Annotated in this window: 21 protein-coding genes; all 21 read left to right on the plus strand. The window is 46.2% G+C overall.

Annotated features, from left to right (window positions below; genetic code table 11):
• The first annotated feature begins 22 nt into the window (after positions 1 to 22).
• The 21 genes from HQN88_RS07875 (at position 23) to HQN88_RS07975 (ending at position 25,029) form a co-directional block, all read left to right on the plus strand.
• The gene (locus HQN88_RS07875; RefSeq protein ID WP_173109837.1) at positions 23 to 922 is read left to right on the plus strand and encodes a carbohydrate ABC transporter permease; all 900 of its coding nucleotides are present in this window, start codon (positions 23 to 25) and stop codon (positions 920 to 922) included.
• A 76-nt stretch (positions 923 to 998) separates the two neighbouring features.
• Positions 999 to 2,549, plus strand: a complete 1,551-nt coding sequence (locus tag HQN88_RS07880; RefSeq protein ID WP_173109839.1) for an ABC transporter substrate-binding protein — start codon at positions 999 to 1,001, stop codon at positions 2,547 to 2,549.
• A 207-nt stretch (positions 2,550 to 2,756) separates the two neighbouring features.
• The gene (locus HQN88_RS07885) at positions 2,757 to 3,260 is read left to right on the plus strand and encodes a hypothetical protein (RefSeq protein WP_173109841.1); all 504 of its coding nucleotides are present in this window, start codon (positions 2,757 to 2,759) and stop codon (positions 3,258 to 3,260) included.
• 181 nt (positions 3,261 to 3,441) lie between these two features.
• Complete coding sequence (locus HQN88_RS07890) at positions 3,442 to 4,356, plus strand: DMT family transporter (RefSeq protein ID WP_173109843.1); 915 nt, start codon at positions 3,442 to 3,444, stop codon at positions 4,354 to 4,356.
• Positions 4,357 to 4,495: 139 nt separating this feature from the next.
• The gene (locus HQN88_RS07895) at positions 4,496 to 5,140 is read left to right on the plus strand and encodes a chromate transporter (RefSeq protein ID WP_173109845.1); all 645 of its coding nucleotides are present in this window, start codon (positions 4,496 to 4,498) and stop codon (positions 5,138 to 5,140) included.
• 19 nt (positions 5,141 to 5,159) lie between these two features.
• On the plus strand, positions 5,160 to 5,702 hold the full coding sequence (locus HQN88_RS07900) for a chromate transporter (RefSeq protein WP_173109847.1): 543 nt from the start codon (positions 5,160 to 5,162) through the stop codon (positions 5,700 to 5,702).
• 300 nt (positions 5,703 to 6,002) lie between these two features.
• On the plus strand, positions 6,003 to 6,638 hold the full coding sequence (locus HQN88_RS07905; protein WP_173110458.1) for a helix-turn-helix transcriptional regulator: 636 nt from the start codon (positions 6,003 to 6,005) through the stop codon (positions 6,636 to 6,638).
• 16 nt (positions 6,639 to 6,654) lie between these two features.
• Complete coding sequence (locus tag HQN88_RS07910; protein ID WP_173109849.1) at positions 6,655 to 7,458, plus strand: pyruvate, water dikinase regulatory protein; 804 nt, start codon at positions 6,655 to 6,657, stop codon at positions 7,456 to 7,458.
• Between the two features lie 47 nt (positions 7,459 to 7,505).
• Positions 7,506 to 8,471, plus strand: coding sequence for a class II fructose-bisphosphatase (gene glpX, locus HQN88_RS07915; protein WP_173109851.1), 966 nt, complete (start codon positions 7,506 to 7,508; stop codon positions 8,469 to 8,471).
• Positions 8,472 to 8,555: 84 nt separating this feature from the next.
• Positions 8,556 to 9,221: a hypothetical protein gene (locus HQN88_RS07920; RefSeq protein WP_173109853.1), complete on the plus strand. Its 666-nt coding sequence runs from the start codon at positions 8,556 to 8,558 to the stop codon at positions 9,219 to 9,221.
• Between the two features lie 176 nt (positions 9,222 to 9,397).
• A complete protein-coding gene (locus tag HQN88_RS07925) occupies positions 9,398 to 10,483 on the plus strand; it encodes a Gfo/Idh/MocA family protein (RefSeq protein WP_173109855.1) in 1,086 nt (361 codons plus the stop codon).
• Between the two features lie 151 nt (positions 10,484 to 10,634).
• A complete protein-coding gene (locus HQN88_RS07930) occupies positions 10,635 to 11,417 on the plus strand; it encodes an SDR family NAD(P)-dependent oxidoreductase (protein ID WP_173109857.1) in 783 nt (260 codons plus the stop codon).
• 500 nt (positions 11,418 to 11,917) lie between these two features.
• Positions 11,918 to 13,039: a glycoside hydrolase family 88 protein gene (locus tag HQN88_RS07935; RefSeq protein ID WP_173109859.1), complete on the plus strand. Its 1,122-nt coding sequence runs from the start codon at positions 11,918 to 11,920 to the stop codon at positions 13,037 to 13,039.
• Positions 13,032 to 14,192, plus strand: a complete 1,161-nt coding sequence (locus HQN88_RS07940) for a DUF2264 domain-containing protein (RefSeq protein WP_173109861.1) — start codon at positions 13,032 to 13,034, stop codon at positions 14,190 to 14,192. Before HQN88_RS07935 ends, HQN88_RS07940 begins: the two co-directional genes overlap by 8 nt.
• 268 nt (positions 14,193 to 14,460) lie before the next feature.
• Positions 14,461 to 15,570: a glycoside hydrolase family 172 protein gene (locus HQN88_RS07945; RefSeq protein WP_173109863.1), complete on the plus strand. Its 1,110-nt coding sequence runs from the start codon at positions 14,461 to 14,463 to the stop codon at positions 15,568 to 15,570.
• 96 nt (positions 15,571 to 15,666) lie between these two features.
• Positions 15,667 to 18,528 (plus strand): Ig-like domain-containing protein, encoded by a 2,862-nt coding sequence (locus tag HQN88_RS07950; RefSeq protein WP_173109866.1) that lies wholly within the window; start codon positions 15,667 to 15,669, stop codon positions 18,526 to 18,528.
• Between the two features lie 198 nt (positions 18,529 to 18,726).
• Complete coding sequence (locus HQN88_RS07955; RefSeq protein WP_173109868.1) at positions 18,727 to 19,425, plus strand: DUF1961 family protein; 699 nt, start codon at positions 18,727 to 18,729, stop codon at positions 19,423 to 19,425.
• A gap of 14 nt (positions 19,426 to 19,439) precedes the next feature.
• Complete coding sequence (locus HQN88_RS07960; RefSeq protein WP_173109870.1) at positions 19,440 to 21,452, plus strand: beta-galactosidase; 2,013 nt, start codon at positions 19,440 to 19,442, stop codon at positions 21,450 to 21,452.
• 135 nt (positions 21,453 to 21,587) lie between these two features.
• Positions 21,588 to 22,556 carry an ABC transporter permease gene (locus HQN88_RS07965; RefSeq protein ID WP_246320117.1) on the plus strand — a complete coding sequence of 323 codons (969 nt, stop codon included), beginning with the start codon at positions 21,588 to 21,590 and terminating at the stop codon, positions 22,554 to 22,556.
• Positions 22,557 to 22,573: 17 nt separating this feature from the next.
• The gene (locus HQN88_RS07970; protein WP_173109872.1) at positions 22,574 to 23,452 is read left to right on the plus strand and encodes a carbohydrate ABC transporter permease; all 879 of its coding nucleotides are present in this window, start codon (positions 22,574 to 22,576) and stop codon (positions 23,450 to 23,452) included.
• 41 nt (positions 23,453 to 23,493) lie between these two features.
• Positions 23,494 to 25,029 carry an extracellular solute-binding protein gene (locus tag HQN88_RS07975; protein WP_173109874.1) on the plus strand — a complete coding sequence of 512 codons (1,536 nt, stop codon included), beginning with the start codon at positions 23,494 to 23,496 and terminating at the stop codon, positions 25,027 to 25,029.
• The last annotated feature ends 23 nt before the right edge of the window (positions 25,030 to 25,052 follow it).

Here is a 25,052-nt window from a genome sequence, read left to right on the forward strand (position 1 = left end):
GGGGGAGGAGCCTTGGCGCTTTATGGAGCTTGTTGTAGCTAAACCAGTGAAAACGGTATCGATATGGTATATCCATGTGTTTTTCACTCTGATATGTGTGTTGATGATTATCCCTTTCGTGCTTGTCATTGCGGTGTCACTGTCGTCGGAGAACAGCTTGATTCAATTCGGTTATCGATTTATTCCGAAAGAGCTAAGTTTAGAAGCATACCGAATTGTCTTCAAATCTCCCGAGATTTGGCTGAAATCGTATGGGGTGACGATAGGCATCACCATAATTGGGACCGTGCTATCCCTGTTATTAACAACATTGACGGCTTATCCGATGTCACGACGAGACTTTCGCTACCATCGGCCGCTTACGTTTTATATTTTCTTCACCTTGTTATTCAATGGGGGGACGATCCCGTTCTATATCCTAATGACACAATACTTGCATTTGAAAAATTCCATCCTGGCACTGATCATTCCACTGCTCATGAATCCTTTCAATATTATTATTATGAAAAGCTTTCTAGATAAAATTTCGATGGAAATTATTGAATCTGCCAAGATCGACGGCTCTAGCGAGCTTCGTATTTTCTACCGTATTATTCTGCCGCTTTCCACACCGGCGTTAGCAACACTCGGATTATTCATCTCTTTTGCCTATTGGAATGATTGGTTTAATGCCTTGTTGTTCATCGATGATAACAAATATGTGCCACTCCAACTGCTTCTCGTTCGTATTCTGTCACAGATTGAATTTCTAGCGAATTCGCCTCTAGCCGAGGCGGCGAGTAAATTACAATTTGCAAACTTCCCAACACTATCTGTCCGGATGGCGATGGCCTTGGTTGCGGGCGGTCCGATGATGATCATGTTCCCTTTTTTCCAAAAGTACTTTGTGAAAGGGATTACGGTAGGTTCACTCAAAAGCTGAGAGGAGGTGAGGGCGCCTGTAAGGAAGGTTCGATGTTCTGATGATACTAGGGGTTCTTACTATGGAGGTGTGAAGGTTGATCCAAGGAAAAAAAATGTACCTGAGCTCTGCAGCCATTATGCTTCTGAGTATGTCCGTGTTAGCTGGATGCAAGACCGACACGGCAAGTGAAACGACATCACCGGCAGCAACAACACCTGCAACAACGACAAGCGCGACGCCTGCAACACCTGCACCTAGCACATTGCCTGAAGTCAAATTAACATTCTATTATCCAAGTAATCCGCCAGGTAAAGATCAGGCACTCGTGAATGAGGAAGTCAATAAATATGTGAAGAGCAAAATCAATGCAACCGTAGATCTTAAACCACTTTCCTTTGATGAATATGATCCGAAATTGAACACGATCATGGCCTCTGGTGAAGCTTTCGATGTGGCATGGGGCTCGAAATATTGGCTGCTCAGCTATCAGCCGAACATTGATAAAGGTGCGCTCTTGGAGCTGACCGATGCGATGATCAGTAAAAATGCTGCAGCAGCCCGGAAGAATATTCCCGATAAATTCTGGCCAGATATGAAAGCAACGGATGGCAAAGTGTACGGCTTCCCTGTATATCAAATCGCAGCCAAGACGAAAAGTCTTGTCATTCAAAAGCAATTTGCGGATAAGTATAAATTGGATGTTAATTCAATTAAGACGTATAAAGACCTCGAGCCTTTCCTGAAATCGATTAAGGACAATGAAAAAGATGTTATTCCTTTCGGGATGGCTCAGAATTCATGGGGCCTCTATACAGACCCAAATCTAGTCGCCGCAGATGGTCTTGCGGTTGCTTACAAGAAAGATGACAAAACGTACACGTCCATCACGAAGATTCAGCAGCTGCAAAACAAGAAAGACTTCTTCACGACGATGCATAAATGGTCACTAGCGGGATATATCAATGAGGATGCCCCTCTTTTGAAAAACATTACGGACCTCAAGAAAAAGGGGAAAGTGGCGGTAAGCCTTGAGTTTACAACGAAGCCAGGCGGCGAAGTCGATGAGATGGCTAATAACGGTAACAATGCTGTCGTGTATGTGCCGATCTCCGACTCCTACTTCACAGGCGTTGCGAGTGCGATGCAGGTCATTAGCAAAACGTCCAAAAATCCAGATCGCGCCCTCATGTTCATTAACCTTCTGAACACAGATAAAGTGTTATATAATCTGATTTCAAATGGATTGGAAGGCAAGCATTATACGAAGAAGGATGACAAATATATTGAACCGATTAAGGATTCCGGCTATGCACCGAACGTGGATTGGGTGTTCGGCAACCAATTTAATGCCTACTTGAAAGGTGCACAGACGCCAGATGTATGGGACAAAACGATAAAATTAAACGAAAGCGCCATGGTGCCGGTTTCCTACGGTTTTGATGTGAATCGAGACACGATCAAATCTGAGGTTGCCAATGTGACGGCCGTAGATCTGGAGTTCCAAGTTGCTCTTGAAACCGGTGCGGTAGATCCTGCGGATCAACTGCAGAAATACATTGACAAGCTGAAAGCGGCTGGTCAAGACAAGATTGATGCGGAAACGACGAAGCAATGGCAAGCTTTTTTGAAAGCGAAAGGCTTGTAAGAAACGTGATGCAAGAAGCCGTCCCTTGGGGTCATGAGACCTAAGGGGACGGCTTTTGCTTCGTTGCATCATATTAGGCCAAGCTTTCGAATATAGATGAGTAAACGTAAGACGAAGTAAGCTATCTTTTCAAAGTAAAAGGATAGCTGTTTTTGTTTAGATGCATATACTAATCATACAAAAGCAGGAATGAAAGAGGTGATCTTGGTGGGAACACGGCTACTTTCGGAACAGCTTGTGAAAACTCGCTTTCCCCATTTAAGGTACATCCGAATTCACACTTCAGATAAATATAGGGCAACGATTTATGCTTGGACGGATGATTTGCAGCTATCGAAACAGGATGCGTTGAATGTCGAAAAATATGCAAACGCTTACTTGTACCCGTATGTCGTGTTTCAGGTTAAGGCATATTGCGCAGTTCGAGCAGATAAAGTGCCATTACTGCAAGAAGTGCCATCCGAAATTGTTTTAACGGCACTCCGCTCAAACTTGAATCAATATGGTATTCTAGCTGCTATCAATCGGCAATTCCCTTTTGGGCGTTTGCGATTTAAGCACTATGATGTCATCAATAGTATCATTCATTTTGATTTCGACGCATTAAAGCGAATGGGAGAGCAAGAGAAGGAACACATGCTGCGCTGCTTGCGTGAAATGATTCCACTCGGCTGCTACTGCGAGGTTCGCTTTTTGGAGGATGATAGCTAATATTCGTGAATAATTCACCTAAAGTCTCCATGAAAATCGGGGACTTTTGTTTGTGTTAAAAATATTAATGCTTGCCAATCGCATGCTTTAGTATGTATCTTTTTCCAAGGGGCTATTCGAGTATTCTGACTTAGTCCCATCTAAGAAATTCAACCACTTAATTAAAGGAGCTACTCATGCCATGCTGAAACGATCCCCCTATCTATTATTAATTCTCGCAACTTGCATTTGGGGAGGGAACTTTGTTGCAGGTAAGTCACTCGTTTTACATATTCCTCCGATCACACTCGCAACAGGACGTTGGGGTATTGCCTTCTTATGTTTACTACCCTTGTATGGCAAAGCAGCTTGGCGGCTTAGAAATGAGTTTCTAGCGAATTGGAAAATGGTACTATTCCTCTCCCTGACAGGTGTAGCGGGATTCAACTCACTTACGTATGTTGCTGTGCAATATACGGGCTCAATCAATGCCTCGCTAATGAATTCGGCGACACCAATATTCGTTGTCCTCATCACTTGGGCAATTATGAAGGAAAGACTTGCTTGGTGGTCACTTCCAGGAATTGGTATATCCATCCTGGGTGTGTGTTGGATTATTAGCCAAGGGGATTTGTCTGCGCTCCTTCGGTTGTCCGTCAATCAAGGTGATATGTATATGTTGATCGCCGTCTTATGTTGGGCTTTATATTCAGTGGGCATGAAGAAAATGGCTGGTCGTTTTCCTGCAAGCCCATTTTTACTGGTACAAGTAATTGTGGCGCTTGTGGTGTTGATTCCAAGTTCTTCTATCGAGTGGATGATCAAGGCACCTCACGTTTCATGGAGTCCTGCGTTAGTCAGTGGTTTATTGTATGTAGGCATCTTCGCGTCTATCGTAGCTTTCCCGAGCTGGAATAAAGCTATTGAGCTTGCTGGTCCGCAGCGATGTGCTGGATTTCTCAACTTCATACCTTTGTTTAGCGCTATCTTCGCAACCACGTTTACTGGGGAATCGTTGCAGCTATATCACCTATTGGGAGCCTTCTCGATTGTGTTAGGTGTCTATGTGACGAATAGGGCTATGAAGAAGCAAGCTCGCCCCTTTTTATCAAAATGAATCAAATCGTACAAAGGAAAAGCGGCTTATTGGGTGGAAGTCACACATTATAAGCATATTCACGAAAAAGGATTACGATTATTGATTGGATTTCCCTCCTACTTTAGTTCAAAATAGAATTAAGTGGGAGGTAAACGTTATGACAGGGAATATTCTAAGTAAGTTGATTCGCATATTTTGGACATTTCTACGAATTAGTCCATTGACCTTTGGTGGTGGCTACGCGATGCTGCCTGCCATTCACCGAGAAGTTGTCTACATGAAGAGGTGGATGTCAGACGCGGAAATGTCAGAGCTTCTGGCCATCTCTGGTGCAGCACCGGGTGGTGTCGGCGTCAATGTTTCGGCATTGGTCGGTTACCGTCTAGCCGGCATCGCTGGTGCCATTGTGGCTGTTGTCGGAATTACACTTCCGACCTTCTTGATCGTCCTCATGCTAAGTGTGCTGTACGCTTGGCTTGAACATTACGCCAAAATGCAAGCTCTTATGGAGGGGATCCATGCTTCGATTATAGGTCTTATTGCGGCAGCAGCGTACAAAATGGCGAAATCATCGATCTTCGATCGGCTTACCCTCCTTATAGCGGTAGGCACTGTGGTTGTGATGCTCGTCGTTCAGGTATCGCCTCTCGTCTTGATCACACTCGGTGTATTGGTTGGTCTCATCGCAACTTATCTCAAGAACAAATGGGGCATGTCGAAACCCCTTTCTCATACAGAACCACCTGTATCTACAAGTGCTGACAACAAGACCGCTGACTGGTATATGGCGGATGGGATTTAAGAAATGAGGTGCTTCGTAGATGCTACTCCAATTATTTCTCACCTTTTTCCAAATAGGACTCGTATCCTTTGGCGGCGGCTATGCCATGATTCCTGTCATCCAGCTTGAAGTTGAGCAGCATCAATGGCTGACAATGGATGAATTCCATCATGTGATTGCCTTGGCTGGAACCAGCCCTGGTCCCATTGCTACGAATAGTGCCACGTTAATTGGCTATGAAATAGCGGGTATCCCTGGAGCAATGTTGGCGACATTAGGCATGGTACTGCCGTCTTTGGTTCTCATCATTTTCGTAGCGGCATTCTTGATGCGCTGGCATTCGCATACGTGGTTTAAATCTTCCTTTTACGGTCTCAAGCCTGTTGTAACAGGTTTTATCATCTATGCAGCGCTGCATTTTGGCCAATCATCCTTTGGAACTGTAGAGACAGGAGTTACTTGGCAACAAGTTGCAACACTCCTCATCGCAGGTGGCGCTTTTATAGCTATCGTCAAGTATAAACTGCATCCGATTTTTGTTATCGTTGGCGCAGGCATGTTGGGCATCGTTTTTTTCTTGTGAAAATGATATTCCAGTGGGAGATGTATGACTCAGCAGAGGGGGCAATAATCGCCGTCTCCGCACTGAATCCGCACCAAATTCCCACTGAGCCGTCGAAAATCGCCCTCTCAGCAGCAGCGATCAAGTAACCGAAAACTCCCATGTTGCCTACTAAGGCAATAAAAGGGAGTTTTTTTGTGATAAATATTTCTTTTATAGGCAATAAACATCTTTATATTTCAGATATTTGTTATATAATGTACAATATATAACAAATAGAACATACTATATAACGGTATTTCATTGCTTTAGGAGGGAAACATCATCGAACTTACGGCTCGCCAGTTAGAAATAATTGATCTCGTCGGCAAATATGCGCCAATTACTGGCGAACGCATCGCTGAGCTGCTCGGCATTAGTCGTCCAACCATTCGATCAGATTTAGCTGTATTAGTCATGCTACGGCATATCGATGCCAAGCCGAAGGTAGGCTATTTTCTAGGAACAGCGGCACTGGATGTACACACACCTTTCAAGTTGATCGATTCGATGAAGGTCAAGGACGTGATGGGAATCCCCGTCTTACTTCGCGAGACGGTCACTGTGAGCGACGCAGTGGTTACCCTTTTTCTCGAAAATGTAGGGAGTCTAATGATTGTCAATCAGGAAGGTACATTAGCAGGAGTGGTATCACGAAAAGATCTACTGAAGGTTACGTTAGGACATGCTACGGCAACGGCCATGCCAGTCTCGCTGGTGATGACCAGGCAACCCAACATTATTACGGTCAAGCCTGAAGATAGCGTGCTAGAAGCAGCTCGGAAAATGATTCAGCATGAAGTGGACAGCTTACCCGTCATTAATGCGATTGAGGGTCGGGAAGGGCTGGAAGTTGTAGGCCGAATTACGAAAACAACAATGACCAAATTGCTGCTGGATGTAGCGCTAGGTACGTAAATCAGGGGGAATTTACATGGGAGAGAAGCTGCATACCATTTTCGTATGTTCGGATTCGGTAGGAGAAACAGCAAATACAGTTGTTCAAGCAACGATTCGGCAGTTTAATGCAAGTCAGGTTGTCGTTAAGCGACATGGTTCCATTCGAACCGAAGATGAAGTACGTGCGATCGTAGAGGAAGCCTCCCGACAGAAGGGATTTATCGCCTACACGCTTGTTTTGCCTGAACTTAGAGAAATGATGCGGCAAGAAGCCATCCGATTGAATGTGAATGCCATCGATATTATGGGACCCATGATGCAAGCCTTTATTGACACGTTTAAGGATTCGCCTAAGCGTAAAGTCGGGCTGCTCTATCAACTGGATGAACAATATTATCAACGGGTTGAAGCCGTAGAGTTTACAGTCAATAGTGATGATGGCAAGGATCCTAGCACAATGAAGCAGGCACATATCGTCCTGATAGGACCATCACGAACTTCCAAGACTCCGCTTAGCATATATTTGGCGCACAAAGGATTTAAGGTATCGAACTATCCTTTAGTTCCGGAGGTAAAACCGCCTAGCATATTGTTTGAACTTGATCCAAAGAAGCTAGTTGGACTGACGATGAGTGTGGATAAGCTGATTGGTATTCGTACAGAACGGCTGAAAGCCGTTGGACTTCCTTTTGGTGCTAAATATGCAACGAAAGAGCGCATAGAGGAAGAATTAGCTTTTGCCATGAAACTATATCGTGAATTGGGTTGTTCGATTATCGATGTGAGCGAGAAAGCAATCGAGGAAACAGCGGGTTTAATTTTGGCGGAGAGATCATAACGCATCAGTTAAACAAATCAAACCAATTTCGGGAGGGTGGATCGCTTATGCAAAGAGACTTATCGTTGGAAATTGTACGGGTAACGGAAGCAGCAGCCATTGCATCATCTAGCTGGACAGGTAAAGGGAATAAGCATGATGCGGACGGGGCAGCAACCTCTGCGATGCGGGAATATTTTCGTGCCGTTCCTTTCCGGGGGACGGTTGTCATTGGTGAAGGGGAAATGGATGAAGCGCCAATGCTTTACATTGGTGAAGAGGTAGGCAGCGGCATTGGACCTGAATTTGATGTGGCCGTTGATCCCTTAGAGGGAACTGATATTGTGGCAAGTGGTCGGAATAATGCCCTATCTGTTGTGGCTATCGCTGAGAAAGGCAATCTCCTCCATGCCCCTGATATGTATATGGCGAAGTTGGCGGTGGGTCCACGGTTGGCTGGCAAGCTGAGTCTTGAAGATCCGCTTGAGATGACTATTCAGAAAGCGGCAAGTATTCTGCAGAAGGAAATCTCAGAGATGACGGTCTCCATCCTAGATCGCAATCGACATGCCGAACATATTATGATTTTGCGTAAACTAGGGGTCAAAATATATTTACTAAGCGACGGCGATGTGGCCGGGGCGATGGCAGTGGCTTTCCCAGAAACGGGAATTGACCTGCATGTAGGTTCTGGGGGAGCACCTGAAGGTGTTCTTGCAGCAGCGGCTTTGCGCTGTATGGGAGGCGAACTGCAAGGGCGTTTGCTGCCCGAGAATGAAGAGGAACACGAACGTTGCCTAGCCATGGGGATTTCGGATCCTTTGAAAGTTTTGGGTATGCGGGACCTTGTGGGTGATTCCGATATTATTTTCGCAGCAACTGGAGTCACATCAGGCGATTTCTTAAACGGTGTCAAATATGGCTGGGGCGGTCGTGCGCAAACCCACTCGGTCGTAATGAGAGCACAGACGCAGACGGTGCGTTTTATCCAATGTGTTCACCAGTTGCAGGAGGAACAACGCGGGAGCGCCTAACCTAATTCAACTAATTCTGCTAGACATGTGCCAAGTTCCCCTCCGCATATACTTGAGTTGAGAAGATGCGAAAAGAGGGATAACATGAGCTTGTCTTCAATTGATTTTCTTTCTGTCGTCCGCAGTTGCATACCTGAGGAGGCCGAGATTGTCGTGCTGAAGCAGGAGGGAGATCCCGCGGCGATTCTTTACGCCGATGTGGATGGTGATGGGTTTCCAGAAATCACAGCCCTATATAGATATTTAGACCATCAATATTTGTTTTCCTTGAAAGAGTACTCAGGCAATTGGTTTCCGATCGGGTCAGCATCAACAGGGAAGAATCTGGCTGTGAAGGACTTCGCTGCAGCTCCCGTTTCACGCAAAGAAGGCTGGGATGTCCTTATTGGTTGGGAGCGGGTGGATGAACCTGCAGTAGAACTGGATATTATTCAATGGACACAGACAGGCTTCCAGCGCGTAATACCACCGGGAACGACCTATTCACATTTGGAAATCGAGGATATGCCGACACGCAATGGTCAAGACGGCCTTTGTGAAATCGCGTTATGGACGCAGGAGCAAGGTCAAGCTTATCGTGTAGAAACGTATCGCTGGGATCCCTACCGGCTTGTGCCGACAAGTGATGTGCATGCCTACTATTTCCAAAAGGTTGCTCGCTACTACGAGAATTTAACACAGGAACAACCGAATGAGGGGCTGTACCGAAGTTATTTAGAGGATGCTCAGAAGCGGGCAGGGGCTAACTAGGGGAATTCAATAAAAGTCAGGAGGATTTTTCTCTTGGCTTTTTTTGTGTCGCAATATCTGAGTATGATTGTCCGAATGTTAGACTAAAAATAAGCGTTTTCATGTGCTACATTTAAGAAAGTTGTCTAAATATCATATATGCACATGCAAGGAAAAAACCTACTGGAGGTCTTCACATGTCACGTAAGTATCGAATTGGAATTATTGGTTGCGGTGGAATTGCGAATGGTAAGCATTTACCTAGTTTAAGTAAGCTCTCCAATGTTGAATTAGTCGCATTTTGTGACATCATTCAAGAGAGTGCGGCAACTGCTGCAGCGAAATATGGGATTGAAGGCGCGCTAGTTTGCGAAGATTATAAAGAAATTCTACAAGATGCCACGATTGATATCGTGCATGTCTTAACACCGAACATTTCACATGCGGAAATTTCAATTGCTGCTCTTGAAGCTGGCAAGCATGTTATGTGTGAGAAACCGATGGCGAAAACAGCTGAAGATGCGAAACGTATGGTTGAAACAGCGAAACGCACTGGCAAAAAGCTGACCATTGGCTATAACAACCGTTTCCGCCCGGATAGTCAGCATTTGAAAAATGTATGTGCTGATGGCGAGCTTGGTCACATTTATTTTGCTAAAGCACATGCGATTCGTCGTCGTGCTGTACCGACATGGGGTGTATTCCTTGATGAAGAGAAACAAGGTGGCGGTCCGTTAATCGATATCGGTACGCATGCCCTGGATCTTACACTTTGGATGATGGACAACTACAAGCCGAAGGTTGTATTAGGTACGTCCTACCATGAATTGTCCCAAACGGAAAACGCTGCTAACGCATGGGGGCCATGGGATCCTAGTAAATTTACCGTTGAGGATTCTGCTTTCGGGATGATCGTGATGGAGAATGGTGCAACCATTATTCTTGAATCCAGCTGGGCGTTGAACACACTTGAAGTAGACGAAGCGAAATGCTCGCTGAGTGGTACGGAAGGCGGCGCGGATATGAAAGGCGGCCTTCGCATCAATGGTGAGAAGCATAGTCGTCTATACACAACTGAGGTTGATTTAAAAGCAGGCGGAGTTGCTTTCTACGATGGCAAAACCGAGAGCGCTGCTGATGTGGAAATGCGCACTTGGATCAATGCGATTGATCAAGATATTGATCCGGTTGTTACGCCTGAACAGGCTTATGTTGTATCGCAAATTCTTGAAGCCATCTATGAGTCCGCTCGCACGGGCAAAGCTGTTTACTTAAACCAATAGGATTGTCAATGGAAAACCATGAGGATGATAAGTCCTGATGGTTTTTTCTTTGCTGTTGATTTTGATGGGATTTGAAAAATGGCGCTGTGATGGCGTATGCTTATCAATAGATTGCCATTATATTGTTATTGAGGGAAAGGAAGCGAACCATATGCAATTAGGCTTGCAAAATAAGGTGGCTTTAATCACCGGAGGAAGCAAAGGGATCGGACTCGCTACCGCCATTTCTTTGTCCCGCGAAGGGGCGAAAGTGGCTATACTTGCGCGAAATGCAGAGCAGCTTCAGGAAGCTGCGATCCAAATTGCCAATCTAACCGAGGGCGAAGTTCTCACGATTGAGGCGGATGTGACTTCAGAGGCTGATTGTCGGAGAGCAATTGAAGAGACAGTTCAACGTTTTGGCGGTTTACATATTCTTGTGAATAATGCAGGGACTTCTGCGGCGGCACCGTTTGAACAAGTAGGTTCGGCCGTGTGGCGCCAAGATTTGGAATTGAAGTTATTCGGCGCGATTCATTGCTCGCAATTTGCCATTCCACATATGCGAGAAGCAGGCGGCGGCTCGATCGTGAATGTTACAACTTCTGCAGCCAAGACTCCTCCAGCATCTTCTCTGCCAACATCGGTTAGTAGAGCGGCTGGTTTGGCATTAACGAATGCCATGAGCAAAGATTTGGGTTCTGCCCAGATTCGGGTCAATACCGTATGTATTGGAACAATTCGCAGCGACCAAATCGAGAAGGTTTGGAAAAAGCATGCACCAGAGCTTACTTGGGAAGAGTTCGCTAGTGATCCGCGACATGATATTCCCTTAGGCCGTATTGGCAATGCAGAGGAAGCAGCAAATGTGATTACCTTTTTGGCATCGGATGCAGCGTCCTATGTAACGGGGACCTCTGTGAATATTGATGGTGGAAAAGGCGCAGCCTTATAGAAGTTCAAATGCAACAAAGCCTATGTCTCTCCGTTAACGGAAGGGCATAGGCTTTGTTCATCTTCTATGTTTCTTAGGGGAATGGCTAAGATTACGCTCTACGTTTCTTTCTTAGATACCAGACGACCATCGAGATAGCGTCTCGGATTGAAGTGTTTTGGTGAAAAGCGAATGTGATTGTCATAAGCAAGAAACCTCCCTAACCCTGAAAGAATGTCAAGCATGAATAGTATTACGTAAGTAAATCGACGTTGGTTCTATTTTTTTTTAGTGGGTTAAGCCTATTTTCTTAAATAAATCTGATCGATGGTTCACTTTAACTATAGGCATTATTTTTGGATCCTCTAGCTTGTTCAAAAAGGACGTCAAAAATGTTAATTTTGCTTGACAGGTTAAACGTTTCAATTTAATCTAAATATGAGTGTTAAACGTTTAACTCGCTAGTGAAGTTGAGGCAGTTATTGAGCAACCTATAACAAGGGATACGGAGTGATTCTATCATGTGGAAACAAGCTATTGAGGATGCTTTGCAGAAGACGAAAGTGAATATTGAGCGTTTCGGGGATCTATTCCCTCATGTCAGTGAGAACGATATTTATCATTTGAATCCGAATACCGATTGGACGGATGGCTTCTGGTCAGGGATATTGTGGCTGAGCTACCAGTATAGCGGCGACAAAGTATTCCAAGAGGCTGCACAGAAAACGGTGGCAAGTTTTAAACAAAGACTTGAGAAACATGTTGGATTGGATCATCATGATATTGGCTTCCTATATTCTCTTTCTTCGAAAGCGCAGTGGATTCTTGAGAAGGATGAGAACGCGAAGCAACTTACCTTGCAAGCTGCTGATGTATTGATGAAGCGTTGGAGACCGAAAGGCCAATACATTCAAGCTTGGGGACCTGAAGGTGACGAGCATAATGGCGGGCGAATCATTATTGATTGCCTATTAAACCTTCCATTGCTTTACTGGGCATATGAACAAACCGGAGATTCAAATTATAAAGAAGTAGCAATCATCCATGCAGATTTGTCACGCCGTTACTTGGTGCGCGGTGATGATTCATCGTATCATACGTTCTATTTTGATCAAGAAACAGGCGAACCGCTGCGTGGTGGAACGCATCAAGGTTATCAAGATGGATCGACGTGGACAAGAGGACAAGCGTGGGGCATTTACGGGTTTGCGCTTTCGTACCACTATACGAAAAATCCGCTCTACTTAGAAACAGCTAAACGTTTAGCGCGTTATTTCTTCGAGCGTTTGCCAGAAGATGACGTTGTATACTGGGATTTCAATGCGCCAGTCAATGCGGAAACGAAACGTGATAGCTCTGCTTCCGCGATTGCTTCTGCAGGGGCGTTGGAGATTCTTGAACATTTGGCAGCAGATGACCCGGATCGCGCGTACTTGGAAAATGGCGTGCAACGTTCGATGGCTGGACTTGTGAAATCCTACGCTACAATTGGCAAACCGGATGCACAAGGATTCCTAGAGCGCGGTTCCTACAGTGTTCGCGGCGGTGCTGCACCGGATGATTATGTCATTTGGGGAGACTACTACTATTTAGAAGCATTGCTTCGTCTTGAAAAAGGATTCAAGGGGTATTGGTATGAGTAATTCCCAATCGGCGGTGGTAACAGATCGCGCCTATTGGGTTCAGACGATGCTTCGCATCGCTGAGCCTGTCCTTCGGGCGCTGGCAAGTAGACAGCTTAGAGCCACAATGCCAGTTGAATGTAAAAAAGAAGAGCAACGCGCGTTCACGTATCTCGAAGCGTTCGGTCGTACACTCGTCGGGATGGCGCCTTGGTTAGAAACACCAGCGTTAGATGCCGAGGAAGAAGAACTTCGTTTGGCATATGGTAAGCTTGCCAGAGAGGCTATGGATGCGGCTACGGATCCAGAGTCTCCGGATTTCTTGAACTTTGCGATGGGCATGCAGCCCATCGTGGATACCGCTTTTCTGTCGCATGCGATTTTACGTGCACCGAATACGCTGTGGCATAACTTGGACCCTCGCGTTCAAAAGAATCTTACTGCCGCGATGAAAACTTCGCGGACACGCAAGCCAGGCTTTAATAACTGGCTGCTTTTCGCAGCAATGACAGAGACTGCGCTTGGTGTGATGGGCGAAGACTGGGACCATATGCGTGTTGATTTTGCGTTGAAACAGCATGAGCAATGGTATCTAGGCGATGGCATGTATGGGGATGGCGTAGACTATCATGCAGATTACTATAACAGCTTCGTTATTCAGCCGATGATGGTGGATATCATTGAGCATGTGCATGCGCTATATTCGGATTGGGGCAAAATGCGTGAGAACATCCTGAAGCGCGCGCAGCGTTATGCTGCCGTTCAGGAGCGCATGATTTCACCTGAAGGGACGTTCCCTGCGATTGGCAGGTCGTTAGCTTACCGCTTTGGGGCTTTCCAAGCGCTGGCGCAGACATCACAGCGGCGCGAGTTGCCCATAGGCGTTCAACCAGCACAAGTACGGGGAGCTTTAACAGCTGTCATTCGCAGATTGATTGAAGCACCAGGTACCTTCGATGAAGGCGGTTGGCTACGGATTGGACTTTGCGGACATCAGCCAGAGCTTGGCGAGCCGTATATCTCAACAGGGAGCTTGTACTTATGCTCTGCGGTCTTTCTACCGCTTGGCTTGGCGGCAAATGATGAGTTCTGGCAAGGTGCGGATGTGCCGTGGACCTCACAGCAGGTTTGGTCGGGTCAGACGGTTGCAATAGATAAAGCGTTATATGAGTAGTTGAGATAATACAAAGCACAAAGCACGTACTTGTCCCGATGGGATGGGTACGTGCTTTTTTGACGGCATATTGTTCCAGCGGGGGAATCGGCGAGCGAAAGGGAACCAGGTTCCTCTTTTAGCGAGACGCTTGAATGATGTAAGTACCGTTCGATGTCTATGTAAATCGGGAGATTGCCTCATTGTTTGATTCTCAGACCACCCATACAATTAGAATTATTAAGCAGGGGCAACTTCCCTGATACCACTAAACCAAGGAGAGATCTTAATGGGCTTATTGGATGGATTGTATCGATTTCAGGAATGCCGAACACTTCGGGTTTCGAGCTACGACCGATCGGGAGGAAATGATGACTATATTTCTATTAAGGCTGGGGAAACAGCGGTGCTTGCCCATCTTCAAAATGCGGGGATCATCAAACATATCTGGATTACAATCAATGCGAAGGATCCTATGTACAATCGCAATCTGATTTTGCGTATGTACTGGGATGGCGAAACGGAACCAAGCGTACAAAGCCCGATCGGAGATTTCTTCGGGCAGGGTTGGGGTGAGAATTATCCATTTATCTCCTTGCCAATGGCTGCGGCTCCTAGGGGAGGAAAAGGATTGAATTGCTACTTCCCCATGCCATTCGCCCGAGGCGCAAAAATTACACTAGAAAACGATTCGGAGTTTGATGTTCCTTCTTTTTATTATTATATCGATTATGAGCACCATGCTTCGATACCGGATGATGCAGGACGGTTTCACGCTTGGTGGAATCGGGAAATAACCGAACCGTCAGGTGAGCAAGAGAATGAGTGGGGACTTATGGGTGAACCACCGAAAAATCAATCGGATGAAGGGAATTATTTGTTTGCAGAAATTGAAGGACGTGGGCATTTCGTCGGCGTTAATTATTACGTCGATAGTCCAGGGCCGATGTGGTATGGAGAAGGTGACGACATGTTTATGGTGGATGGTGAACCTTGGCCTGGATCCCTACATGGCACTGGGACGGAGGATTTCTTCAATTCCTCGTGGTGCCCGAACGAGCTGTATGCCCATCCTTACTTCGGGTACGCCCGAATACCAGATAAGCTCGGCTTTATGGGAAGGACCCACTGTTACCGCTTCTTGTTAGAGGATTCCATTCATTTCCGCAAATCTCTCCGGTCCAGTATTGAGCATGGGCATGCCAATGTACTGACATTAGATATCGCGAGTGTGGCCTACTGGTACCAAAGTGAGCCGCACAAACCGTTTCCAGCGATTCCGCAGAGTACACTGCGTCAAAATATGCCAGTTATTACGGCGAGCGACGTTCACCGTTGGCGAGATGCGTGGAGAAAGTCCAAAGGTTCTGGCAATCTTTGGGGAAATGAGTTGGAGTGAGATAGGCATTCGTCGGAGGATCCCCCCAATCTGCGCGGCATGACACGCTTAGGCGGTTATGTATACATGGAATCATGATGAGGAGGTAAGTAGTGGATGAAAAGAATGGTCACGAATACGTTGATCGGCTTCATGATGTTGCTTGCGTTATTGTTTGTTGGAAGCGCTGCAATGGCAAGCGGGGAAGGGCAGATTATTAAGCCTGCTGGAGCTGGAGCGGCGACGGGCAGTTTATTTTTCCCGTTGGATTATGCCTTTGACAGTCCAGATATCGCACTTGATCCTACAGGAGTACCCGTAGGCGGTGCGGGTACGAACAATGCGCCTGCTTACTCCACAAGCCGGGTTGGTTATGTGGATCTAGGATCGAATTGGGCGAATGTACGAATCACGTCAACTTGGACGAAGTACAGAGCATCAAGCACCGGCGATATGACTCCTTACACCGAAATATGGTGGGACAATGATATCGACATGACGAATGATAATGGCTTAACAGAAACTCGCATTAACTTCAACAGCGTACAAGGCCTTTCCAACACAGGAACTTCAACACCTTGGATACGTGACAATGATGTCAGCAGCAGCCCCGTTGAACCATTGGGTAGGTATATGATGCTCCGCTCTCCGGTCAACATGACAAACAGAGCGAGTGAGTATGCCATTGTCGGATATCTTTATGAAGAGTCCATCAAAGTCATTACCCCTCCCTTAGCTGGGCAGGCGAGCGGAAGTCAGTTTTTCCCAATGGACCGATCTTTTGATGGACAGCCGACTCTCAGTCCGTTAACTGGTGATCCTACGGGAGGTGTAACCGGCATAGATGCACCAGCATACGCAGACAGGGTCGGTTATATTGATTTTGGAGCGGACTGGAGCAAGGTACGAATAACTTCAACATGGACCAAATACAGAGCATCAAGCACAGGGAATCAAACCCCTTATGCATCACTTTGGTGGGATGATGATAGTGATACTACGAATGATAATGGTTTTGCGGAAACTCGGATCAACTTTAACAGTGCGCAAAACCTTTCTACAGGATCAACTACACCATGGATAAAGGATAATGATGTCAGCAGCAACCCTGTGGCACCAAAAGCCAGATACTTGTTAGCCCGCAGTCCTCTTACGATGACCAACAGGGCTAATGAATACGCAATTGTCGGGTGGATCGACGAAAATGGAAACGGAATACAAGACGCGCTAAATCACCCTGTTAGTGGAATAACGGTAACGGGAGCCGGTGGAGCAACTAGTATATTAACTGGAAGCACGCTACAGATGTCAGCTACTGTACAGCCATACAATGCGACGAATAAGAATGTTACCTGGTCGGTTGTTAACGGAACTGGAAGCGCTACCATTAATGCGAGCGGCTTACTCACAGCGGTAACGGACGGGAATGTAACGGTAAAGGCAACCGCACAGGATGGATCGGGCGTATTCGGTTCACTTGAGATTGCCATTTCACAATACAGTCAATTGATATTGCCCGTTCAAGGAGCAGCGTCCATCTATTATATTGATCTGCAAGCTTCTTTCCCGAATGTGAATTGGCAGACACTTGATCGTCTTTACATTCCTGCAGGTAATTATCAATACATGAAACTTGGTAATCTTCCGCAACGAACTGCCAGCAATCCTTTGATTATCAGCAACTATGGCGGGCAGGTCAAAGTCAGCGGCACCTACTCGTATACCTTATCGATCGAAGGTGGTAAGCACTGGATATTAACGGGCAAATATGACAATGCGCTCAAAACTGGAAATGTCAATTTCCAAGGGCATCTGAATGGAAATTATTCGACTTCAGATGGCCAATATGGCATTGAAGTGGGGCGCAATACATCCAACGGCATCAGCGTAAGCAAGAATGCAACGAACTTTGAGCTATCGCATATTGAAGTTGCTAACGCCGGTTTCGCTGGTCTATTGATTAAAACGGACGGTGTTCCTACAGCAACCATGGATGGCGTTAAAATCCATGACATGTACATCCACGATTCGGAATCGGAAGGCATGTACATCGGTAATACCAGCAGTGATATCAGCAAGCAGCATATCTTTACCAATTTGGAAATTTATAATAACAGGGTCTTGAGGGCTGGTACAGAAGGTATACAACTAACCAATATGGGTGATGGCGTCAAGGTCCATAATAACGTTGTCATCATGAACGCGTTGGATTGGAAAAATCCGTTCCAGCAATGGCAGGACGGTACGTTCCAATATGGCCAAAGAACCGGCAGTGCAGAGATTTATAACAATGTATTCATCGGAACTGCGAGCACGCTCTTTACGTTACGCTTTTCTGCGGCTCCCGGCGAGACGCCGGATCCTACGGATGAAGTGGTGATGCATGATAATTACTTCTCCCATAGCAGAGATATTCTTGCCTATATTCATGATACGCCTTCCAATTATGCATCGAAATTCAGGTTTGAAAATAATGTGATTCGGCAAATCAATTTCCACTACGATGAAATACCTGGCGGACATGTGAATTCGAACAAAATGTTCTATGTATCGGACAATACGCACAATCCGATGGTCTTCACGAACAATACACGAGATGGTGGGCAGGTTTTCATTGACACCATCGCTGGAAATAACGGGACAGTCGGTAATATTTCTGCATCAGGCAATACCACAGTAACAAACTTGGCTCCGATTAAATTCAAAGATGTGACGCCTTTCACTTCCGGTTTTGACTGGAGCTTGGTGGAGAGATGGGACGACTATTCGGATTTATACGCAGTCCCGATCTATTTTAATTATGGTGATTATGTGTATGATTTCCCGACAGGCAATCTGTATCAAAACATAGAAGCGGGGACCCATACGGGGAAAAATCCTGCCACGAATCCTGCCACATGGAGTCTTCTGACACCGATGAAGAATGATTTCAGGCTGGATCCGACATCGCCTTACCAGGGAATGGGCCTTCTGCCGTAATGAGCTGGGATAAAGCTGCCTCCATGTAAGATCAAGCCGTTCTGCTTATGCAGAACGGCTTGTTTTGTAATAAAATCATGCTATCCCTATGCAATTCGGAAGATCTCCTCATTGTTGGGTGCAGGCAACGGCCATAGAATAAAGATAAGTGAACGTCTATTATTAGTAGGAGACATTCATGTAGGGGGAAAAAAGGCAATGACTAAAGAAAAGCGAACGCTAATCTACGAAAACAATCTGGCATCGATGGAGGATATTCGGGGCTTCCAGTTGGAGGGGCAGGCCAAAATCTCATTTCCAAATGGCAGGATGCGGATGGAGAACTCGCTCGACGAGAGCTTGGGACAGATGGCCAATTATGTGTTCTGGTGCCCCGAAGAATTTCCTGGAGACATTCAGGTGGAGTGGGATTTCTGGCCAGTCAAGGAGCCGGGGCTGAGTATGATGTTTTTTGCTGCAGCAGGAATGAACGGTGAAGATTTGTTCGACCCCATCCTGAACGAAAGGTACGGACAATATGAGCAGTATACACATGGAGACATCCGCACGCTGCATATCGCGTATTTCCGACGAAGGTACCCTGAAGAAAGAAGCTTTCATCTCTGTAACCTGAGGAAAAGCTCCGGCTTTCATCTCGTGGCACAAGGAGCTGATCCGATCCCGAATGTGGAGGATTGTATGCCGCCTTATCATCTGATGCTCAGGAAGCAGGGGGCGAAGGTCCATTTTGCAATTAACGAACTGCCTATATTGGAGTGGGAGGACGATGGCAGGACATTCGGTCCCATTCTGGGCAGTGGCAAAATTGGTTTTCGTCAAATGGCGCCTTTAATCGCCGAATATGCGAATTTACAAGTTTACCGTCTGGATGAAGACGGAACAACCCGCAAGATTTAGGAGGAGAAAAGCCTATGTATTTCGGTGCATGTTATTATCCGGAGCATTGGCCGGAAGAACGTTGGGAAACAGATGCCCGATTGATGAAAGAAGCCCATTTTAATGTGGTTCGGATGGCCGAATTTGCTTGGTCGAGGTTGGAGCCCACAGATGGGGAGTTCGATTTCTCCTGGTTGGACAGAAGTATGGGCATCATGGAGCACTACGGAATAAAAACCATACTCGGGACTCCGACTGCGGGGCCGCCAAAGTGGCTGATGGATAAGCATCCCGGCATTTACCAACAGGATATGTACGAACGAATGCGAGGCTTTGGTGCTAGAAGACACTACTGTTTTAATAACTTGGATTTTCGAATGTATACAGAGCGTATCGTCACTCAGATGGCCCATCACTATGGAACGAATACAAACGTAATCGGATGGCAGATCGATAATGAATTTGGGATGATCGATACAGCCCGGTGCTATTGCAGCAGTTGTCGCCAATCCTTCATAGGATGGCTGCAGCGGAAATATGGATCTATTGAAGCAGTGAATGAAGCATGGGGGACCGTTTTCTCGAGTCAAACTTATCGCACATGGGATGAGCTGCATCTTCCTGCATATGCCGTGCACCAGCATCACAACCCTGGCCTTGCCTTGGATTACCGCAGGTTCTCATCTGATTCGGTTAACGAGTACCAACGCCTACAAGTGAATATTCTCAGGCATTACACGACAGGGCAGCCTATCACACACAATGCGATGGGCAAGTATAACCAAGTGGATTTCTATGACTTATCCAAGGAACTGGATCTGATTTCCCTGGATGTGTATCCGAATATGAAATCGGAACCGAAGGAACGACCTGCGTACGCGGCAGAGCAGCATGATATGACCCGAGGCTTTAAGGACGGTCGAAACTATTGGGTACTGGAACACCAAAGCGGAGCTCCTGGCGCTGTAGAGATGGCTCCGACACCGATACCGGGAGAGCTGCGCAGATGGACATTCCAATCTGTCGCCCGGGGTGCGGATGCCATCGTCTATTTTCGCTGGAGGACGCTGCCCTATTCCATCGAGGAGCTTTGGCATGGCATCTTGCAGCATCATGGTGAGCCTGGACGTAAATATGAGGAAGTGAAGCAGGTGGGACTGGAGCTGAAGAAGCTGGCTCCGCTCCTCGCCGAAACTTCACCTTGTGCGAAAGTCGCACTCATTCGCTGCTACAACAATGAGTGGGCATTCGAGCTTCAGCCGCATATGAAAGGGTACGAATATATCAAGCATTTTGAGAAGTATTATGCCTACTTTTACGACCGGGGCATCCCCGTTGACATTGTATCTCCAGAAGAGGACTTCACTGGCTATGACCTTCTTGTTGCTCCTAACCTGATGATGGCTAAAGCGGAGACCGTTCAAGCTTTGTACCGTTTCGTGGAGGAAGGCGGCTATTTCATAACGGATATTCGCACTGGGGCCAAGGAGTGGAACAATCAGATCACACAGATGCGGCTTCCGGGACTGTTTCGCGATCTTCTAGGGATTGGCATTGAGGACTACGGTATTATCGAAGGCGAACAGGAGATCGGAATGCGCAATCTGAACGATGGTAAAATAAGTGCCGCCACGATGTGGTATGAAGTGATCGATTTACTTGCGGTAGAGTCGGCAGCCGAACCGATGGCGATGTATACTGGCGGTTATTATCGGGAGACTCCGGCTGTTACTCGCAGAGCTTACGGTAAAGGCTGTGGGGTGTATATCGGCACAGTTCCTGATAAGGAGGGATTATATGGCATCCTGGATCAGATCGTCAGCGAAACGGGCATTACGCCGATTTTGTACGGATTACCTGAAGGAGTCGAAGCTATGGTCAGAGTTGGTGACGATGATAGCGGACGGAAATTGCTATTTATCATCAACCATACCGAAGGGGTAGTAACCGTAAACCTTGATACCACATATACCGATGCGTTCACGGACAGATCTGTCAGTGGCGCGATCGTATTGGCATCTCAAGATGCTCGGATACTATATGTTTAGTGATAAGGTCTTAACAAGCTAAGACGATTCCTATGCTTTTCGGTTGATCCCCTTATTGTTTCATGTAAACGCTTCACTTACAATTTAAGTAAGAAGACATCAAGAGACATCTTAGAAAAGAGGGAGGCGAACTTCATGAGTACTGCACCGACAAGTGCGAAGGATGCGGCGCTTCAAGATAAGCACACGCGACTTGCCGGAATCCCAACATTTCGTTATATGAGGCGTTTTTGGCCGTTTTATGCGATGTTGGCGCCAGGTATTTTATACTTTTTAGTATTCAAGTATGTTCCGTTATTAGGAAGCATCATAGCGTTTCAAGAGTACAATTTGTATGGCGGCTTTTTGCAAAGCGATTGGGTAGGCTTCAAATGGTTTCAGCAGTTTTTCGAGTTTGTACACTTCCGACGGCTGTTATGGAATACGTTGGCCATTAGTTTTTATCAACTGATCTTTGCTTTTCCTGCCCCGATCCTACTTGCTATTCTATTGAATGAGATCAGAAGCATGGCGATGCGCCGGACCATCCAGACCATCGTTTATCTGCCTCATTTTCTATCGTGGATCATCATTGCGGGCTTCGGTTACATGCTCCTATCCCCCCAGATCGGACTTATTAACCACATGGTAAAGGCTTTCGGTTACGAACCCATCTTTTTCCTGCAAGAACCGAGTTGGTTTCGTACGATTGTCGTCAGCTCCGGTATGTGGAAGGAAGCGGGATGGAGCGCAATTGTTTTCTTAGCGGCTATTGCTGGGATTAATCCTTCATTGTACGAAGCTGCTCGAATAGATGGAGCTAGCCGATGGAGGCAGCTCTTGCATGTAACACTTCCCGGTATGATGCCGGCGATCATGCTGCTTTTGCTGCTGAAAATCGGGCATACTCTCGATCTAGGCGTCGAGCAAATCTATGTCTTCTTGAGTCCCATTACATATGAAGTTGGGGACATTATCGATACGTACGCTTATCGGGAAGGCATTCTCAAAGGTGAATACAGCATGACTACGGCGATTGGATTGTTTAAGTCGATTGTCGGGTTCGTACTATTGATTGTTGCTAACCGGGTCAGCAGGAGCACGACCGGCGAGCGCCTATTCTAAGAGAGGAGGAACAAGCGATGCGCTATCGTCTCACATTCGGAGAAAAAGTCTTCGATGCGCTTAACTACATCGTACTGCTCATTGCGTGCGCTGCTGTTATGCTGCCCTTCCTCTATATCATCGCAAGCTCGCTTAGTTCGCCGGAAGCGCTGATCCGGGGGGAAGTCACTTTTTGGCCTAAAGGTTTAAATCTTACGAATTATCAAGTGGTGATGGAAAATAAAGTATTTTGGAGATCCTTTGGCATCACTTTATTCATCGTCGTTGTCGGAACGGCGGTCAATATGTTCATGACAGTCGTAACGGCATATCCACTCGCTAAGCAGGGTCTTAAAGGAAAAAATATCATTTTGCTGCTGATTGTCTTTACGATGATTTTCCAAGCGCCAATGATTCCGACATACTTAATTGTAAAAAACCTTCACTTGCTGAACACGGTATGGGCTTTAATCATTCCTGGTGCGATTTCGGCCTTCAATATGTTCATATGCCTGACTTTCTTCCGGTCGCTGCCAGAAGAGCTGTTCGAGGCAGCCCGTGTGGATGGCATGAAGGAGTTCTCCATTTTGTGGCGAATTGCAGTTCCTTTATCAACACCTATTATGGTGACGCTGATTCTCTTTTATGCCGTCAGTCATTGGAACAATTACTTTTCTGCGCTACTGTACATTAATGATTTCAAACAAAGGCCACTACAGCTGTATCTTTACAATTTGATTGCACAGTTTAACATGAATGAGGAAATGGCATCGCTAGTTGAATCCAACGTCGTTCTTTCCCCCCAAGGTCTGCAGATGGCTACAATTCTAGTCGCGACAGTTCCAATCCTATTGGTTTACCCTTTCATCCAGAAGCACTTTATTAAGGGTGCACTCATCGGTTCGATCAAAGAATAACGCGCTTTGATTACTAAACAAGATCTGAGAGGAAGGTTTATATGAGAAAAGGGTTTAAGCAAACAGCATGTATATTGTCCGCTTTCACGTTACTAGCTGCAGGGTGTGGAAACGGGGAAGAGAATACGGTCAGCACGCCAGCAGCGACCAAAACGGCAGAGGCAACGCAAGCACCTACCGCAACACCAGCGGCACCAGTTAAAATTCGGATGTTTGCTTCCGATCAATCACTTCCTCCATTAGATGCGAATGATCCCAACATTGTCTTTATGGAGAAGAAAACGAACACGGACGTAGACTTGGTATCACTACCCCATTCGCAGTATGAAGACCAGCTTAAGCTGAAATTTGCATCCGGCGATTTCCCGGATGTCTATCAATCCTGGTCTGGCCCTGAAGCCGACCTGATTGCCGCAGGCAAGGTTCTCGAACTGAATGATCTGATCGATAAATTTGGTTCAAACTTGAAAAAGAATATTCCCCAAGCTGCATGGGATGCTGTATCTGTAAATGGTAAAATTCTTGCCATTCCGCAGCCTTCCAGTAATTCGAATTCAACGCTGTACGTGCGTCAAGACTGGTTGGATAAGTTAGGACTGCAAGCTCCCAAAACTTCCGATGAACTGATGACTGTGCTGAAGGCATTCCGGGATAAAGACCCGAACGGAAACGGCAAGAAGGATGAAATCCCATTCTCCATGCGGGAGAAATTCACTTGGGGCGACAATATCTTCGGTATGTGGGGAGTCAATAACTCCTATACGGAAGTTTATTACAACAACGAAGTGATCATCCAGAATATTCATCCCAATATGAAGCAATCGCTTGGATTTATTAAATCGATGGTGGATGAAAAAGTCATGGATTCTGAGTTCCTGACGAATTCCAGGACGGTGTGGGAACAGAAAATCAAATCCGGGTTGGTCGGCATGTGGTCGCACACCCAACAACTGGCATGGCAATGGCAAGCGGATCTAGACAAAACGATTCCGAACGATAAACCGAATGTCGTCGCCATTCCTACTCCGCGAGGTACAGGTTATGATGGTCCTCTCGGCACCCGTTGGAGCCCGGTTGCCAAAACGTACATCATCATGAAGAGTACCAAAAATCCGGAAGCCGTCATCAAATATTTTGATTGGCTGATGAGCGAAGAAGGCCAGATGTTCACCGATTTGGGTCAAGAAGGAGATTCTTATAAGAAGGACAACGGCAAGATCGTAGTGGATACTGCGAAGATGGAGAAAAATAAAGCATTTAATGTGATCTTCAAGATTCATGGAACGAATCCAGCAGTGGAAGAAGCCAAACTGAGCAATCCTGCTGCATTTGCCAAGTTGAAGGCTGCATGGGCTGTAGGTGATAAGGAAGGTTTCAAGAATGAGGCAGTAGGTATGCCGGCTGCTAAAAACACGTACAACATTGATACCATGTTCCTTGAAGAAGGCAGCAAAATTGTATTGGGCAAAGCACCTGTTGAACACTTTGACGAATTCGTTAAAACCTGGCGCAAGCAGGGCGGCGATCAGATGGTCAAGGAGCGTACAGACTGGTACAATAAAAATAGGAAAAAATAGGTCATTGGGTTCGGAAAGCAACC

The organism is Paenibacillus qinlingensis (genome assembly GCF_013204845.1).
Classification (GTDB): domain Bacteria; phylum Bacillota; class Bacilli; order Paenibacillales; family NBRC-103111; genus Paenibacillus_E; species Paenibacillus_E qinlingensis.

What these genes read in the sequence shown, in the direction of transcription:
- HQN88_RS07890 (WP_173109843.1), top strand. Translation starts at nt 3,442, where the DNA reads ATGCTGAAACGATCCCCCTATCTATTATTAATTCTCGCAACTTGCATT.
- HQN88_RS07950 (WP_173109866.1), top strand. Translation starts at nt 15,667, where the DNA reads ATGAAAAGAATGGTCACGAATACGTTGATCGGCTTCATGATGTTGCTT.
- glpX (WP_173109851.1), top strand. Translation starts at nt 7,506, where the DNA reads ATGCAAAGAGACTTATCGTTGGAAATTGTACGGGTAACGGAAGCAGCA.
- HQN88_RS07910 (WP_173109849.1), top strand. Translation starts at nt 6,655, where the DNA reads ATGGGAGAGAAGCTGCATACCATTTTCGTATGTTCGGATTCGGTAGGA.
- HQN88_RS07875 (WP_173109837.1), top strand. Translation starts at nt 23, where the DNA reads ATGGAGCTTGTTGTAGCTAAACCAGTGAAAACGGTATCGATATGGTAT.
- HQN88_RS07895 (WP_173109845.1), top strand. Translation starts at nt 4,496, where the DNA reads ATGACAGGGAATATTCTAAGTAAGTTGATTCGCATATTTTGGACATTT.
- HQN88_RS07965 (WP_246320117.1), top strand. Translation starts at nt 21,588, where the DNA reads ATGAGTACTGCACCGACAAGTGCGAAGGATGCGGCGCTTCAAGATAAG.
- HQN88_RS07925 (WP_173109855.1), top strand. Translation starts at nt 9,398, where the DNA reads ATGTCACGTAAGTATCGAATTGGAATTATTGGTTGCGGTGGAATTGCG.
- HQN88_RS07900 (WP_173109847.1), top strand. Translation starts at nt 5,160, where the DNA reads ATGCTACTCCAATTATTTCTCACCTTTTTCCAAATAGGACTCGTATCC.
- HQN88_RS07930 (WP_173109857.1), top strand. Translation starts at nt 10,635, where the DNA reads ATGCAATTAGGCTTGCAAAATAAGGTGGCTTTAATCACCGGAGGAAGC.
- HQN88_RS07945 (WP_173109863.1), top strand. Translation starts at nt 14,461, where the DNA reads ATGGGCTTATTGGATGGATTGTATCGATTTCAGGAATGCCGAACACTT.
- HQN88_RS07960 (WP_173109870.1), top strand. Translation starts at nt 19,440, where the DNA reads ATGTATTTCGGTGCATGTTATTATCCGGAGCATTGGCCGGAAGAACGT.
- HQN88_RS07935 (WP_173109859.1), top strand. Translation starts at nt 11,918, where the DNA reads ATGTGGAAACAAGCTATTGAGGATGCTTTGCAGAAGACGAAAGTGAAT.
- HQN88_RS07970 (WP_173109872.1), top strand. Translation starts at nt 22,574, where the DNA reads ATGCGCTATCGTCTCACATTCGGAGAAAAAGTCTTCGATGCGCTTAAC.
- HQN88_RS07955 (WP_173109868.1), top strand. Translation starts at nt 18,727, where the DNA reads ATGACTAAAGAAAAGCGAACGCTAATCTACGAAAACAATCTGGCATCG.
- HQN88_RS07975 (WP_173109874.1), top strand. Translation starts at nt 23,494, where the DNA reads ATGAGAAAAGGGTTTAAGCAAACAGCATGTATATTGTCCGCTTTCACG.
- HQN88_RS07920 (WP_173109853.1), top strand. Translation starts at nt 8,556, where the DNA reads ATGAGCTTGTCTTCAATTGATTTTCTTTCTGTCGTCCGCAGTTGCATA.
- HQN88_RS07940 (WP_173109861.1), top strand. Translation starts at nt 13,032, where the DNA reads ATGAGTAATTCCCAATCGGCGGTGGTAACAGATCGCGCCTATTGGGTT.